The sequence below is a fragment of the Burkholderia sp. AU39826 genome, from assembly GCF_020419965.1.
GTDB classification, from domain to species: domain Bacteria; phylum Pseudomonadota; class Gammaproteobacteria; order Burkholderiales; family Burkholderiaceae; genus Burkholderia; species Burkholderia semiarida.
Genome location: NZ_JAIZQG010000003.1, coordinates 166287 through 181804, shown reverse-complemented (window position 1 = coordinate 181804; position 15518 = coordinate 166287). Strand labels below are relative to the sequence as shown.

15 protein-coding genes are annotated in these 15518 nt (G+C 65.8%); 8 read left to right on the top strand and 7 right to left on the bottom strand.

Annotated features, from left to right (window positions below):
* Positions 1 to 52 precede the first annotated feature (52 nt).
* From LGM42_RS09840 to LGM42_RS09830, 3 genes are all read left to right on the top strand, one after another.
* Positions 53 to 838, top strand: a complete 786-nt coding sequence (locus LGM42_RS09840; protein WP_060317647.1) for a 3-hydroxybutyrate dehydrogenase — start codon at positions 53 to 55, stop codon at positions 836 to 838.
* Positions 839 to 958: 120 nt separating this feature from the next.
* Positions 959 to 2176: a patatin-like phospholipase family protein gene (locus tag LGM42_RS09835; RefSeq protein WP_060317650.1), complete on the top strand. Its 1218-nt coding sequence runs from the start codon at positions 959 to 961 to the stop codon at positions 2174 to 2176.
* A 60-nt stretch (positions 2177 to 2236) separates the two neighbouring features.
* Entirely contained in the window at positions 2237 to 2701 is a 465-nt protein-coding gene (locus tag LGM42_RS09830; protein ID WP_060317653.1) for a hypothetical protein, read from the top strand.
* 48 nt (positions 2702 to 2749) lie between these two features.
* On the opposite strand, the gene LGM42_RS09825 is transcribed toward LGM42_RS09830, so the two are convergent.
* On the bottom strand, positions 2750 to 3634 hold the full coding sequence (locus LGM42_RS09825; RefSeq protein ID WP_060317656.1) for a LysR family transcriptional regulator: 885 nt from the start codon (positions 3632 to 3634) through the stop codon (positions 2750 to 2752).
* A gap of 121 nt (positions 3635 to 3755) precedes the next feature.
* Here LGM42_RS09825 and argC point away from each other — a divergent pair, with 121 nt between their 5' ends.
* A complete protein-coding gene (argC, locus tag LGM42_RS09820) occupies positions 3756 to 4697 on the top strand; it encodes an N-acetyl-gamma-glutamyl-phosphate reductase (protein ID WP_060317658.1) in 942 nt (313 codons plus the stop codon).
* Between the two features lie 66 nt (positions 4698 to 4763).
* Here the strand turns inward: argC and LGM42_RS09815 are convergent, their stop codons facing one another.
* Positions 4764 to 5687, bottom strand: coding sequence for a LysR substrate-binding domain-containing protein (locus LGM42_RS09815; protein WP_059581443.1), 924 nt, complete (start codon positions 5685 to 5687; stop codon positions 4764 to 4766).
* 115 nt (positions 5688 to 5802) lie between these two features.
* Here LGM42_RS09815 and LGM42_RS09810 point away from each other — a divergent pair, with 115 nt between their 5' ends.
* Positions 5803 to 6888 (top strand): tartrate dehydrogenase, encoded by a 1086-nt coding sequence (locus LGM42_RS09810; RefSeq protein ID WP_226232108.1) that lies wholly within the window; start codon positions 5803 to 5805, stop codon positions 6886 to 6888.
* A 465-nt stretch (positions 6889 to 7353) separates the two neighbouring features.
* On the opposite strand, the gene LGM42_RS09805 is transcribed toward LGM42_RS09810, so the two are convergent.
* The 4 genes from LGM42_RS09805 to LGM42_RS09790 all read right to left on the bottom strand — a co-directional run bounded on the left by LGM42_RS09805 (position 7354) and on the right by LGM42_RS09790 (position 11292).
* The gene (locus LGM42_RS09805; RefSeq protein ID WP_059581450.1) at positions 7354 to 7833 is read right to left on the bottom strand and encodes a DUF1348 family protein; all 480 of its coding nucleotides are present in this window, start codon (positions 7831 to 7833) and stop codon (positions 7354 to 7356) included.
* A 64-nt stretch (positions 7834 to 7897) separates the two neighbouring features.
* Positions 7898 to 8503, bottom strand: coding sequence for a TetR/AcrR family transcriptional regulator (locus LGM42_RS09800; RefSeq protein ID WP_226232227.1), 606 nt, complete (start codon positions 8501 to 8503; stop codon positions 7898 to 7900).
* Positions 8504 to 9050: 547 nt separating this feature from the next.
* Positions 9051 to 10079, bottom strand: coding sequence for an L-threonine 3-dehydrogenase (tdh, locus tag LGM42_RS09795; protein WP_060317659.1), 1029 nt, complete (start codon positions 10077 to 10079; stop codon positions 9051 to 9053).
* Between the two features lie 13 nt (positions 10080 to 10092).
* On the bottom strand, positions 10093 to 11292 hold the full coding sequence (locus tag LGM42_RS09790; protein ID WP_226232107.1) for a glycine C-acetyltransferase: 1200 nt from the start codon (positions 11290 to 11292) through the stop codon (positions 10093 to 10095).
* Between the two features lie 158 nt (positions 11293 to 11450).
* On the opposite strand from LGM42_RS09790, the gene LGM42_RS09785 reads away from it, so the two are divergent.
* The 3 genes from LGM42_RS09785 to LGM42_RS09775 all read left to right on the top strand — a co-directional run bounded on the left by LGM42_RS09785 (position 11451) and on the right by LGM42_RS09775 (position 13703).
* Positions 11451 to 12062, top strand: coding sequence for a helix-turn-helix domain-containing protein (locus LGM42_RS09785; RefSeq protein WP_226232106.1), 612 nt, complete (start codon positions 11451 to 11453; stop codon positions 12060 to 12062).
* Between the two features lie 141 nt (positions 12063 to 12203).
* Positions 12204 to 12581, top strand: a complete 378-nt coding sequence (locus LGM42_RS09780) for a DUF2471 family protein (RefSeq protein ID WP_059581462.1) — start codon at positions 12204 to 12206, stop codon at positions 12579 to 12581.
* A gap of 102 nt (positions 12582 to 12683) precedes the next feature.
* Entirely contained in the window at positions 12684 to 13703 is a 1020-nt protein-coding gene (locus tag LGM42_RS09775) for a tyrosine-type recombinase/integrase (RefSeq protein ID WP_226232105.1), read from the top strand.
* 136 nt (positions 13704 to 13839) lie between these two features.
* Here LGM42_RS09775 and LGM42_RS09770 read toward each other — a convergent pair whose 3' ends face one another.
* Entirely contained in the window at positions 13840 to 15021 is a 1182-nt protein-coding gene (locus LGM42_RS09770) for a DNA-binding protein (protein ID WP_059581468.1), read from the bottom strand.
* Positions 15022 to 15518 lie beyond the last annotated feature (497 nt).

Below are 15518 nucleotides of genomic sequence, written 5' to 3'. Positions count from 1 at the left end.
CGCGTCCGCAGTCCCTTCTCCCTGTCAATCCTTTCACCACGGGAATTCGAACATGAGCAACCTGAATGGCAAGACCGCAGTCGTCACGGGCGCCGCGAGCGGCATCGGCAAGGAAATCGCGCTCGAGCTCGCCAAGGCGGGCGCGGCCGTCGCGATCGCCGACCTGAACCAGGACGGCGCGAACGCGGTCGCCGACGAGATCGTCAAGGCAGGCGGCAAGGCGATCGGCGTCGCGATGGACGTGACCAATGAAGACGCCGTGAACAGCGGCATCGACAAGGTGGCCGAAGCGTTCGGCTCGGTCGACATCCTCGTGTCGAACGCGGGCATCCAGATCGTCAACCCGATCGAGAACTACTCGTTCGCCGACTGGAAAAAGATGCAGGCGATCCACGTGGACGGCGCATTCCTGACGACGAAGGCCGCACTCAAGCACATGTACAAGGACGATCGCGGCGGCGTCGTGATCTACATGGGTTCGGTTCACTCGCACGAGGCGTCGCCGCTGAAGTCGGCGTACGTGACGGCCAAGCACGGGCTGCTCGGCCTGGCCCGCGTGCTGGCGAAGGAAGGCGCGAAGCACAACGTGCGTTCGCACGTCGTGTGTCCGGGCTTCGTGCGCACGCCGCTGGTCGACAAGCAGATTCCGGAGCAGGCGAAGGAGCTCGGCATCAGCGAAGAGGACGTGATCAAGAAGGTGATGCTCGGCAACACGGTCGACGGCGTGTTCACGACGGTGCAGGACGTCGCGCAGACGGTGCTGTTCCTGTCGGCGTTCCCGAGCGCCGCGCTCACGGGCCAGTCGTTCATCGTCAGCCACGGCTGGTTCATGCAGTAACGCCGTCGGCTCCCCCGACGGGAGGCGACTTCCGCGCCTCCCTTCTCGAGATGGCGTCCCGTCGATCGACGTCATGCCATCCCTCACCGCCGTCCACGGCGGGCTTTCTCGGAGCAACTGATGAAACCGCACGCGCGTACAGAAAAGCAGGCCGTCGATGCGGCGGATCTGCAGCACGAAGCCGGCGCGCCGGCCGCTGCGCGGTCGCTGCCGTACGAAACGATCGCGCTCGTCCTTCAGGGCGGCGGCGCGCTCGGCGCGTATCAGGCCGGCGTATTCGAAGGGCTGCATGAAGCAGGCATTCCGCTCGACTGGATCGCGGGCATCTCGATCGGCGCGCTCAACACCGCGCTGATCGCCGGCAATGCGCCCGAGCACCGCGTCGAGCGCCTGCGTGAATTCTGGGAAACGATCTGCCAGCCGGCGTTCTTTCCGACGATTCCGGCCGCGTTCGAATTCGCGCTGTTCAACAGCATCGATCAGATCCGGACGTTCTTCACCGCGTCGCAGGCCGCCAGCGCGATGATGCAGGGCCAGCAGGGCTTCTTCGTGCCGCGCTTTCCGCCGCCGCTGCCGGGTGTGTCCGACCATCCTGAGAAAATCAGCTGGTACGACACGTCGGCGCTGCGCACGACGCTGCTGAAACTGTGCGATTTCGACCGGATCAATTCGGGCGAGACGCGCGTGTCGGTCGGCGCGGTCAACGTCGGCACCGGCAACTTCGTGTACTTCGACAACTCGCGCATCCGTCTCGCGCCCGAGCATTTCATGGCGTCCGGTGCGTTGCCGCCCGCGTTCCCGCCCGTCGAGATCGACGGCGAGTATTACTGGGACGGCGGCGTCGTGTCGAACACGCCGCTGATGGAAGTGCTCCGCGCGCATCCGCGCCGCGACACGCTCGCGTTCCAGGTCGATCTGTGGAGCGCGCGCGGGCCGCTGCCGCGCACGATGGCCGACGTCGCCGAGCGCACGAAGGACGTGCAGTATTCGAGCCGCACGCGTTTCGTCACCGACACGCTGCAGCGCGAACAGCGCTACCGCAACGTGCTGCGCCACGTGCTCGAACAGGTGCCGGAAGCGCAGCGCAAGAACGACCCGTGGTGCGTCGAGGCCGAAGCGATGTCGAGCGGGAAGAAGTACAACATCCAGCACCTGATCTATCAGCAGAAGGCGTACGAGCATCACTACAAGGACTATCAGTTCGGTCTGTCGACGATGCGCGACCACTGGTCCGCGGGTCTCGACGACATCCGCAAGACGCTCGCGGTGAAGGACGGCCTCGCGCTGCCCGTCAACGACGCGGGCTTCGTCACGCACGACATTCACCGCCGCCGGTAATGCCGTGTACGACGGGCCGGTGCGCCGCGTGCGCCGGCCCGTCCTCCTTTCCGATTCGACATGCCGATTTTCATTGCGCTATTCGCGCTCATCGCCCTGGGCTGGGGCGCCGTTCATCTGTTTCACGTCATCGCCGCGCAGTTCGGCCAGCCGGTCGCGATCGCGGCCGCCGTGCTGGCCGCCGCGCTGCTGATCGCGCTGATCGCATGGTGGCTCAAGCGCCGCCGCGACATCGCGCCGAACACGAAGGAAGAAGGCTGGACGCACGTCGTGCATCGCGCGTGGGGCGAGTTGCGCGTGTCCGCGACGCAAGGGCTGCTGTGGCTGTCGCGTGACGGCGCGGACGGCCGCTATACGCTGTCGCAACTCGACGGTTGCGAGGCCGCGCCGATCGACGGCCGCTGGCATCTCGTCGTGCGCGTGCGCGACGCCGTGCACGGCGAATGGAGGCTGCCGATGATGGACAAGCGCGATGCGCGGCGCTGGGCGCGCGTGCTCACGCTGGCGAAAGACAACCGGCTCTGAACGCGTGCGGGCCGCGCGGCCGGCACGGGCCAGCCGCACGACGGCCCGCTATCGCGCACCGAGCGCCCACAGCGCATCGAGCACGTGCTGCGTCGCCCGTTCGACCGAGCCCGCCCGATGCGCAATGCCCAACTCGCGCCACAACGCCGGCCGTAGCGGCCGCATGACGATGCGCGCATCCGGCAGCGGAGCCCCGGCCTCGTGCGGCAGCAGCGTCGCGCCGTACCCTGCGGCGACCAGGCTCTTGATCGCATCGTTGTAGTTGAGTTCGATCCGCGGCTCGGGCCGGTGGCCGGCGAGCGCGAACCATTCGGCCGTGAGCCGCGACAGACGCGTCGTCGCATCGTTGAGAATCAGCGGCCGCGCGGCCAGATACGCCGGCGTCACCCGAGCCGGAAGCGGCCAGTCCACAGGCAGGAAAGCCATCACCGGGTCTCGACGCCATGGGCGGATCGACAGCCCCGCGACCGGCGCCTGCGGCAGCGCGACCAGCCCGACATCGAGCGTGCCTTGTGCAATGCGCGCCAGCGTGTCCTGCGACGTGAGCACCGCGATCTGCACGTCGATATCCGGATGCCGCGCGCGCAATCCGGCCACCGCCTGCGGCAACAGATGCGCGATCGCACCCGTCGATGCGCCGAGGCGGACACGCCCCGTCAACCCCTGCACCTGTCGCTGCACGTCGTCCAGCGTGGCTTCGACTTCCGCCAGCAGACGCCGCGCCCGCTCCACCAGCACTTCGCCGATCGCCGACGGGCGCACGTTGCCGCGCGTGCGCGACAGCAGCGGCGCGCCGACGCGGCTTTCCAGCTCGGCGACATGCAGGCTGACGGTCGGCGGCGCGAGATGAAGCCATTGCGCCGCCGCCACGAACGATCCGTGATCCGCGATCGCGACCAGCGTACGCAGACGGTCCAGACTGATCTCGCGCATCACACACCTCTTGTTCAGGAAAGCTGAATCGGACGGTCAGTAAATTCAACTTTTCCTATTCTAGGCGTTCGGTGGACGATACGGCTTCCCCCGACGATCGAACGCGACGCACACGACCATCATGAGCCTCCCCATTGTCTTCATCGACGGCGACCAGGGCACGACCGGGTTGCAGATCCACGCGCGGCTGCGCGACCGCACCGACGTGCAACTGCTCACGCTTCCCGCCGCCGAACGCAAGGACGCGGCGCGGCGTGCCGACGCGCTCAACGCGTGCGATATCGCGATCCTGTGCCTGCCCGACGCGGCCGCGCGCGAAGCGGTCGGCTTCATCCGCAACCCGGCGGTACGCGTGATCGATGCGAGTTCGGCCCATCGCACGCAGCCCGACTGGGTCTACGGCTTTCCCGAGATGGCCGACGGACATGCACGGCACATCGCTCATGCGAAGCGCGTGACCAATCCCGGCTGTTACCCGACAGGCGCGATCGGCCTGCTTCGTCCGCTGTTGCAGGCGGGCCTGCTGCCGCGCGACTACCCGGTGAGCATCCACGCGGTGTCCGGTTACTCGGGCGGCGGGAGGGCCGCCGTCGACGCATTCGAATCGGGCGACGCCGCCGCCAACGCGTTGCCGCTGCAGGTCTACGGCCTCGCGCTCGAGCACAAGCACGTGCCCGAGATCCGTCAGCATGCGGGGCTCGCGCACCGCCCGTTCTTCGTGCCGGCCTACGGTGCCTATCGGCAAGGCATCGTGCTCACCATCCCGATCGAGCTGCGCCTGCTTCCGGCCGGCGTGACGGGCGAGCGCCTGCATGCGTGTCTCGCGCATCACTACGCGGATGCGCATTACGTCGACGTGATGCCGCTCGCGGACGCACGCGCGGCAACGCATCTCGACCCGCAAGCGCTGAACGGCACCAACGACCTGCGGCTCGGCGTGTTCGTCAACGAAGATCGTGGCCAGGTGCTGCTGTCCGCCGTGTTCGACAATCTCGGCAAAGGGGCATCCGGTGCCGCCGTGCAGAATCTCGACTTGATGCTCGGCGCGTCAGGCGCGGCGTGACGCGCCCGCGGGTATCGTCGACGGTGCCTGCGCACGTCTCCCGCAAAAGCTCACCTTTAGCCGGTTTCAGGCCGCATCGTCACCCGCGGCCGCATTCAGGCCGGCGAGCGTCTCCACCAGAAAATCCACGCACACGCGCACCTTCGCCGATGCCGCGACGCGTTCCGGATACACGGCCCAGATGTTCGCGGGCTGGATCGCGTCCGGCAGCACGCGGCACAACGCGCCGCGTTCGATCAGCGGCCCGGCTTCCCAGATCGAGCGCAGCACGATGCCGCGCCCGGCCAGCGCCCACTGCACGGCCACCTCGCCATGGTTCGTCGACAGCGCACCGCCGACCTTCACCGTGGCCGTCTCGCCGCGCACGTTCAGCCGCCATACGCCGAACGGATGGTCACGCTCCTTGATCGCGAGACAGTCGTGCGACGCGAGATCCGCGAGCGAGCGCGGCGTCCCGCGGCGCGCGAGATAGTCGGGCGACGCGCACAGCACGCGGTAATTCGCGGCGAGTCGGCGCGCGATCAGATGATCGGCGATGTCGTCGCCGATGCGCACGTCGAGGTCGTAGCCTTCGCCGGCCACATCGACGAGCCGGTCGAACAGATCGAGCCGCACGTTCAGTTGCGGATAGCGCGCGCTGAAGTCGAGCAGCGCCGGCGCGACGACGTGCCGGCCGAAGCCGAAGCTGCTCGACATGCGCAGCGTGCCGCGCGGCACCGTGCGCGTGGTCGACACGTCCTCGACGAGATGATCGACGTCGTCGAGAATTTTTTCCGCACGCGCGAACACGCGCTCGCCGGCCTCGGTCACCGTCATGCGGCGCGTCGAGCGATGCAGCAGACGCGTGCCGAGCTGCGCCTCGAGCATCGCGATGCGCTTGCTGACATACGCGGGCGACACCGCGAGCTGCTCGGCGGCCGCGCTGAAGCTCATCAGTCGGACAACCAGGCTGAACACGCGCAGGTCGTCGAGGTTCGGCGATTTATTCACGATTCGTGGAAAGTCGATTAACTTTTGCGTGATTTTAATCCAGATTGAAACAAATAGAATGACGTGACGGGCCGCTGCCTTCCCGGTAGCCGGCCGAACAGCCAAGGAGATTTGCATGACCGACAGGACTTACAGGATCGCCGTGATCCCCGGCGACGGCATCGGCCGCGAAGTAATGCCCGAGGGCCGGCGCGTGCTCGACGCCGTGACCGCGCGCTTCGGCATCCACTTCGACTTCGTCGAGATCGACTGGGCGAGCTGCGACTACTACGCGCAGCACGGCACGATGATGCCGGACGACTGGAAGGCCCAACTGTCGGGCGTCGACGCGATCCTGTTCGGCGCGGTCGGCTGGCCCGCGACCGTGCCCGACCACATTTCGCTGTGGGGCTCGCTGCTGAAGTTCCGCCGCGAATTCGACCAGTACATCAACCTGCGGCCCGCGCGCCTGTTCGACGGCGTGCCGTCGCCGCTCGCCGGCCGCCGCGCGGGCGACATCGATTTCATGATCGTGCGCGAGAACACCGAGGGCGAATATTCGTCGGTTGGCGGCACGATGTTCGAAGGCACCGAGCGCGAAGTCGTGATGCAGCAGTCGATCTTCACGCGGCACGGCACCGAGCGCGTGCTGAAATTCGCGTTCGAGCTCGCGCAGCGGCGCGCGAAGCGCGTCACCGTCGCGACGAAAAGCAACGGCATCGCGATCAGCATGCCGTGGTGGGATGCGCGCGCGGCCGAGATGGCCGAACGCTATCCGGAGATCGCGGTCGACAAGCAGCACATCGACATCCTGTGCGCGCGCTTCGTGCTGCAGCCGGACCGCTTCGACGTCGTCGTCGCGTCGAACCTGTTCGGCGACATCCTGTCGGATCTCGGGCCGGCCTGTACGGGCACGATCGGCATCGCGCCGTCGGCGAACCTGAACCCGGACCGGACGTTCCCGTCGCTGTTCGAGCCGGTGCACGGCTCGGCGCCCGACATCGCGGGGCAATACATCGCGAATCCGGTCGCGATGATCTGGTCGGCAGCGATGATGCTCGACTTCCTCGGCAACGGCACGGGCCGCGAACGCGACGCGCACGATGCGATCGTCGCCGCGATCGAGGACGTGCTGCGCACGGGGCCGCATACGCGCGATCTCGGCGGCAAGGCGGGCACGCAGGAAGTGGGCGAGGCAATCGCCGCGCGGGTCGCGGGTTGACGGTCATGCCCGGCGCTCGCGCCGGGCGGCGTCGCGTGAATCCGGCTGCGGTGAGCGACACGCGATACGGTTGCGCACTTGTGCGGACTCCGTCGATGCGTCGGCAGTCAAATCGAGCGGTGAGCAACGACGCATCGCAACGCGCACTGCTTGCACAGTTTGTCGTTGAAAATCGAAGTCGATCCGACCGGTGAGTTGCACGCCGCACTCGCACACGCCGATCATCAACACACGATCGCATCGACGCGATCGGTGAGATGCCTCACGCGGTGAAGCACACCGCTGCACGTCGCCACATACGCCGCCTCACCGGGCGCAACGCCGCGTCGACCTGTTCGAGGCACACAGCTCGACGCGACATTTCACCTCGTCCCGAAAAATCTCACCTTCAGCGGACGGCTCCCGAATTTCCTCACCATCGAACCCCGGTGATGCGTTCGCCGGTCCGTTGACCGCGTGCTCGCATCACAGCCCGAGGTCGGACAACCCCGGATGATCGTCGGGGCGACGGCCGAGCGGCCAGTGATAAAGACGGTCCGCCTCGCGAATCGGCAGATCGTTGATGCTCGCGTGACGATGCGCCATCAGGCCGTTTTCATCGAACTCCCAGTTCTCGTTGCCGTACGAACGGAACCAGTTGCCTGCATCGTCATGCCACTCGTACGCGAAGCGCACCGCGATGCGATTGCCGTCGAACGCCCACAGCTCCTTGATCAGCCGGTAGTCGAGTTCGCGCGCCCACTTGCGCTGCAGCAGCCCGACGATCTCGTCGCGGCCCGTCACGAATTCCGCGCGATTGCGCCAGCGGCTTTGCGGCGTATAGGCGAGCGACACGCGTTGCGGGTCGCGCGTGTTCCATGCGTCCTCGGCGGCGCGCACTTTCTGGCGCGCCGTTTCGAGCGTGAAGGGCGGAACGGGCGGACGAACTTCGGGGGAAGCGGACATGGGTTGCTCCTGTTCAGGGTGACGGCCGCGAACGCACGCGGCCGGTTCGGATTCGCTGCGTCGGCTACCGCGATACGGTATCGAGCAGCAGTTCAGCCGTCGCGCGCGCATCGCGCGCGGCGTTTACATCGCCACTGACGAGCGCCACGCCAATCGCGCCGTCGATCAACACGAGCCACTGACGCGCGATGCGTGCGAGCCCGCGGCGCTCGATGCCGGTTTCGTCGGCATAGGCGTCGAAGCGCTCGCGCACGAACGCCAGCAGGCGTGCCTTGTGCATACGGGCGACGACGCGCACGGGATCCTCGGCGTCGGGTATCTCGCCCGACGCATTCAGGAACGCGCAGCCGTGAAAGTCGGGCTGCCCGAACCAGTCGCGCAGCACGTCGAACATGCCGAGCAGTTGCGCGCGCGGCGTCTTGCCCCGCGCCAGCGTGGCGTCGACGAACCAGCGCATCCAGCGCTCGTCGCGACGTTCGAGCGCGGCGACCACCAGCGCCTCTTTCGATTCGAAATGCGAATAAAAGCTCTTTCGCGCCGCGCCGGATCGCTTGACGATCGCATCGACACCGGTTGCGTGGATGCCGCCCGAATAGATCAGCGCTTCGGCCGCGTCCAGCAGCCGCTCGCGAACGCCCGGTTCGCCGGAGGAGTCGAGAAGTGGATTCATGGGTTTACGGTAGAACGATCGTTCTACCCTGTCAATATCCGGATGAAAAAGCCCTGTCGGCGGGAGGGCTGAATCGTGCCCGAAGCGCTGGCTCGTCGGGGTGAGCCTTCCGTTCGAGCCGTGCGGATGGGAAGGTGAACGGATCAGGTAGGGGTCGGCGCACCGATCGATGTCGATGACGCCTCGTATCAGTGAGTCGCAACGCAGCGTGCGGCTCACGGTGGACGTGCCGGGTCGGTACGATCTCGCATACGGTCGCGAGCGAACCCTCGCACGCCAGGCGAAGCGGGGAAGCGCGTGGAAGAGGAGAAACGGGCGCCGAATGCTATGGCGGGGAGAAGCGAAGCAATTGCCGACAGGTGACGCGAGTCTGCTATTGCGCATCACCTATGTGCGATCGTGTGATGATTCGGCGCACGAACACGGCTCCCGAAAAATCTCACCTCAAGCGTTCAATCGTGCGTCCGCGGCGCGACGGTGCGTGTGTGCAAACGAAAACGGGGCAGCCGGCAAACGTGCCGCGCCGCCCCGTCTCTCGACACCCGACTCAGACCGTCCAGTCGAGAATCACCTTGCCGCTTTCGCCGGACAGCATCGCGGCGAAGCCTTGCTCGTAATCGTCGGCCGCGAAGCGATGCGTGATGATCGGCGACAGGTCGAGGCCGCTCTGCAGCATCGCGACCATCTTGTACCAGGTCTCGAACATCTCGCGGCCGTAGATGCCCTTGATCTCGAGCCCCTTGAAGATCACCTGGTTCCAGTCGATCGCCGTCTGCGCGGGCGGGATGCCGAGCAGCGCGACCTTGCCGCCGTGGTTCATCGCCTCGAGCAGGCTCGTGAACGCGCTCGGCACACCGGACATCTCGAGACCGACGTCGAAGCCTTCGGTCATGTGCAGGTCGGCCATCACGTCGCGCAGCGACTCGCGCGCGACGTTGACCGCGCGCGTCGCGCCCATCTTGCGCGCGAGTTCCAGCCGATAGTCGTTGATGTCGGTGATGACGACGTTGCGCGCGCCGACGTGCTTCGCGATCGCGACGGCCATGATGCCGATCGGCCCCGCGCCGGTGATCAGCACGTCTTCGCCGACCAGGTTGAACGACAGCGCCGTGTGCGTCGCGTTGCCGAACGGATCGAAGATCGACGCGAGATCGTCGGAGATCTCCGGCGGAATCTTGAACGCGTTGAACGCCGGAATCGCCAGGTATTCGGCGAAGGCGCCTTCGCGGTTCACGCCGACGCCCACCGTGTTGCGGCATAGGTGCCGACGCCCGGCGCGACAGTTGCGGCAGAAACCGCACGTGATGTGGCCTTCGCCGGACACGCGATCGCCGATCGCGAAGCCGCGCACTTCCTGCCCCATCTCGACGATCTCGCCGACGTATTCGTGGCCGACGTGCATCGGCACCGGAATCGTCTTCTGCGCCCAGTCGTCCCACTTCCAGATATGGATGTCGGTGCCGCAGATCGCCGTGCGGCGGATCTTGATCAGCACGTCGTTGTGGCCGACGTCGGGACGCTTCACGCGCGTGAGCGTGAGGCCGGGGCCGCGTTCGAGCTTTGCCAGTGCTTTCATGGTCGCGCTTCCGTCAGATGATGCCGAGCGACTTGCCGACGCGCACGAACGCGGCGACCGTCCGGTCGATCTGCTCGGGCGTATGCGCGGCGCTCATCTGCGTGCGGATGCGCGCACGGCCGCGCGGCACGACGGGGAACGAGAAGCCGATCACGTAGACGCCTTCGCCGAGCAGCCTGTCGGCCATGTTCGTCGCGAGCTGCGCGTCGCCAAGCATCACCGGGATGATCGGATGCGCGCCGGGCACGAGCGTGAAGCCGGCTTCGGTCATCTGCTTGCGGAACCGCGCGCCGTTCTCGCGCACGCGCTCGCGCAGCTTCGCGCCTTCGTCGCTGCCGAGCAGTTCCAGCACCTTCAGCGACGCCGCGGCGATGCTCGGCGTGAGCGTGTTCGAGAACAGATACGGACGCGAGCGCTGGCGCAGCAGCTCGATCACCTCGCGACGCGCGGCGACATAGCCGCCCGACGCCCCGCCGAGCGCCTTGCCGAGCGTGCCCGTGATGATGTCGACGCGGCCTTCGACGCCGCAGTGCTCGGGCGTGCCGCGGCCATGCGTGCCGATGAAGCCCACCGCATGCGAATCGTCGACCATCACGAGCGCGCCGTAGCGATCGGCGAGATCGCAGATGCCCTTCAGGTCGGCGATGATGCCGTCCATCGAGAACACGCCGTCGGTCGCGATCAGCTTGTGGCGGGCGCCCGCGGCGTCGGCTTCCTTCAGCTTCGCCTCGAGGTCGGAAAGATCGTTGTTCTTGTAGCGAAAACGCTTCGCCTTGCAGAGGCGGATACCGTCGATGATGCTCGCGTGGTTCAGCTCGTCGCTGATCACCGCGTCGTTCTCGTCGAGCAGCGTCTCGAACAGCCCGCCATTCGCGTCGAAGCAGCTCGAATAGAGGATGCTGTCCTCGGTGCCCAGAAACGCGGCCAGCGCGCTTTCCAGTTGCTTGTGGACGGTTTGCGTGCCGCAGATGAAGCGCACCGATGCCATGCCGAAACCGTCCTGGTCGAGGCCGGCCTTCGCCGCGTCGACCAGGCGCGGATCGTTCGCCAGGCCCAGATAGTTGTTCGCGCAGAAATTGAGCACGCCGGCACCGCCGGCGAGCCGCACGGCTGCCGCCTGGGGACTCGCGATCTCGCGCTCGGTCTTGTAAAAACCGTCCGCGCGGATCTGGTCGAGCGTCCCGCGCACCTGGGCGAGAAAGGCATCACGCATCGCAAAGCTCCTGACAGGGTTTCGCATTCCGCAGCGCACCGCTCGTGGCGGCGCAACGGCCTGCTACTGTTATAGTCGGTCGTTCGGTTGACCGCATTTATCCGATATTCCGAACTAGAATTCGAAATATCGAACAACTCTAAGCGAACGGAATTCAAATGGCAAGTTCCCCCGGATCGCGGCGCACGCCTGCCGGCGCCGCCCCGCAACCGCCGGCCGCGACCCCGCCGCGCGTGGGCGAGCAGATCCAGCGGCTGCGCAACGAGCGCAAGCTGACGCTCGACGACCTCTCGCGCGCAGCCGGCGTATCGAAATCGATGCTCTCCGAGATCGAACGCGACAAGGCCAACCCGACGATCGCGGTCGCGTGGCGGCTGACGAACGCGCTCGGCATCACGCTCGATGAACTGTTCTCGCAGCCGAAGGCGCCCGAGACGATCCGCGTGGACGGCCCGCACGACATTCCGACGCTCGCCGGCCACGACGGCCGGTACCAGTTGCGCGTATGGGGCCCGATCGACCTCGCGGGCAAGTTCGAGTGGTACGAGCTGACGCTGCCAAGCGGCGGCGCACTGGTATCGAACGCGCACGAACCCGGCACGCGCGAGCACCTCACCGTGCTGCAGGGCGCGATGGAAATCGAGGCCGCCGCGGCCAGCCGACGCCTGAAGGCGGGCGACACCGCGCGCTACCCGGCCGACGAGCCGCATGCGATCCGCAACCCCGGCAAGACCGAAGCGCGGGCCTTGTTGATCGTGATCCATCGCTGACGGCGCGTATAGTCGGCCAAAAGGCAGATCGCAGGCCAGTTGCGGAAAATACTGTATGTTTGTACAGTATACGGACATTCCGCCATGCATGGGCCGGAGCCGGCGCACCGAGGCGCCCGCCCCGGTCGACAGGAGCCTGCAATGACAGAAGAACAAGATTTGGCCGCGCTCAGCTTCAAGGCTGCCGCGCACGACCTCGAACTGATCGTTCGCCATATCGCCGCGCGCTACATCCGTCAGCGCGTACCGCTGACATGGCGCCTGCTGCACGCGATCGAAGCCGAAGCGCTCGCCGATCTCGGCTTTGCGAGCCGGCACGACGCCGGCATGCGGCAACTGTTCGAACGACCGTCCGACATGACGTTTCCCGAAACCGACGATCCGATCGACTTCGGGCGTTCGAACGCGCTGCCCGCGGTCTTTTCATTCGCCGTTCTCGCGTACGAAGCCGCAGCAACCACGCACGACACCGCGCGGCCCGTGCGCGCTCACCGCCCGTCCAAGGCGTGGGGCGACTGATGGCCGAGCCCCGGCCGCGATGCATGGCGGCCGGTTCACCCGCGTGCTGCCCGATACGTTGCGAAAAGGGCTACGATATACGCAACTAACGGAATTAACACCATGTCCCTTCCCGCCTCTCCCGACACCGCCGCGCGTGTGGAAGAAAAGGATCTGTTCGACCGCGACGCATCCGACTGGGTCGTCTCTCCCGAAGCCGCGTTCGACGCGTGGCTCGCGATGCAGGACTATCGCCGCTCGTCGGCCGATGTCTATCGCGCGCAATGGGGCGCGTTTCTCGCGTGGATGCGTGCGCATCAAAAGAATCTGGCGACGGTCGATACGCCGACCATCGCGAACTTCGTCGGCGAGTTGCCGATCAAGAAGACACAGCGGATGCGCTATTTAAGGCTGATCGAGCGTGTGCTCGACCATATCCGCCGCACCGAATACGCATCGACCAATCCCGCCCGGTTCATTGCTCAGGATGGCGAAGCGAACTGGCGCAAGGCCCGCGACAACGAACCGACCGGCTTCCTCACGCCGGCGGAACGCGCGACGTTGCTCGCGTATCTGTTCTCGCCGATCGGCGTATCGGGCGCCGCGTACTGGAAGGAGCGTCGCGACCGCGCGCTCGTTGCCGCGTTTCTCGGCGCCGGCATCAAAACCGGGGAAGCGCGCGCGCTTACGATTAGTTGCATCAATACGAGCGGCACGTCGCTGCGGATCGAGTCGACGCATCCCGATTACGCGCGCGAAACCCATCTCGCCTCGTTCGCGATCGCATTGCTCGAAGCCTGGCTCACCGAACGCAAACGCCAGGAGATTCCGGGAGAACTCGTGTTCCCCGCGTCGCATGCCGGGCGGCCGATGCACAAGGCAACGATGCTGCGCGCGATCGACGCGATCGTCGAATCGGCCGGGCTCACGTCGTCACGCACCGCGCGCGCAAGCCCGCAAACATTGCGCAATACGTACGCGGCCGAACTGTTCGAGCACGACGTCCCGCCCGAGCGGGTCGGCAAATGGCTGGGCTTCATGCGGCCGATCTCGTCGAATCGCCTGCATCGCGCATGGAAGAACTGGCGCGACGGGCTGGCCGACGACAACGGTGACGCGTCCGAGCGTGACGAAACTCACTGATCGGGAAACGGCTGCTCACGCAAAACGATCCGTGAGCAGCCTTGCGTGGCGCAGCCTCACCATTTCACAGCTCCCGAAAAACCTCACCTCAAGTCTCCCGGATATTCTCACCTGTGCGGTGTCGCCGGCTTCCGGGTCAAGTCTGCGCGAAACGCGCGGCGGCTTCAAAACGGGACGGCCATGGGCCCGAAGCGTGCTCGCATTCGGGGCACGCGACTTCAAAGCCGTCGTCACCGTGTGACAGTTCCGGCTCGCCGTCGCAATGCGGGCACCGGGCCGGCGCCGGAATCTCGTGATCCAGCGAGGTGCCGATCGCGGCATACGCGTTCGCATCGAGTTGTCCGGCATCGGCCAGGCGCCGGAGCAGCGCCGCGATTTCCGGATTCATCCCGCGGTTCGCGCGCAACGCGTTCGCGTCGCGCATCGCGCGGTCCAGTTCGTCGCTCTGGGTACGCAACTGTTCTTCGAGCCGGTCGGCGCGCGCCTTGGCCGAGCTCAATTGCTGCAGGAAATCGAACTCCTTGCGCTGAACGTCGCGCAACCCGCTCTGGTAGGTCGACGCCATGCTGCGCAACGCGTCCAGTTCGACCAGCATCGGCTTGACGCGGCGTTCGGCTTCGGCCACCGCATCCTTGATTTGCTGCGCATAGTGCTCGGTGCGCTGCTGCAATTCGGCTTGCAACGCATCGATGCGGTCGCGCAACGCGGCATTCTGGGCCTGTTCGGCATCGAGGCGGCCGGCAGCCGCGGCCAGTTCCTTTTCCAGTCGGGCGACTGTGGTGAGCAACGTTGCTTCGCTTGCCGAACCGTGCGTGGTCTGCGACGCAAGCTGGACCTCAAGTTCGGTCACCCGCGCCTGCAATTGCTCGTTTCTCGCTTCGCCGCGCGCGAGCGCTTCTTCAAGCGTTTCCTGGCGGACGGTTGCGTCGCGCAACCGCTGTTCGGCCGCGGCCACGTCGGCGCGAACCTGCTCGCGGTCGCCATCGAGGCTGTCGCGCGCCGCTTTCAACGCCTCTTCATAAAGTGCGCCCAGCAATGCGCCGGCCTTTTCCTCGACGGCCTTCGGGATCGCCGCGCCGTCGAGCCTGATCTTGGAGGCGGAACGGATGCGCTCCCAAAAGTGGTCGATGTCTTTCGGGATGTCGCTGGCGCTGCCGGTCTGGGTGAGATCGCGCACGTTGGCCGCCGACGGCCGGATGCCGAGATCGAAAAACAGGCGCTTGCACGCATGCAGCGACAATTCCTGACGCCGTGCACCGCTTGCGCGCAGCGATTCCAGTTCTTCCCGAATGACTTGACGCATTTCGTCCAGGGTCATGACAACACTCGCAGGCAATGAAGTGTTGCAATCATAACGAAACACGTATTTCTTGATACTTATTTCGACGGTCCGTTGTGAATTTACGTCGTTTTGCACCGAAATCAGCGCTGCGAACGCGTTTGGCTGAAGGTGGCCTCAGATTCCGTGAAACAAAGCGAAGAAAATCATCCAAGTCTTTGTTCGGCAAGCGTTTTTCAGCGGACCCCGAATTTTGGTATTTGTTTCACATGACATCGGACCCGATGGCCCGTGGGTGTTCAGGGGTCGGGGTATCTGTGGAAAACTCGTCAACCGATGTCTTGAGAGTATTAGAAGTAAACACCCTTGAACCCTTAGTTAAAAACGTTAACGCCACGGCAAAGCCTTGTGGCACAAGGCTTTCCGGCCGACAAGGTGAAGTTTTACGGGAGCCAAGGTGATCTTCTGCGGGAGCTGACGTGATGGGGTTCGGGGAGCTGCGTGAGCCGTTGCAGGAAGGGTCGTGAGCGGATTCG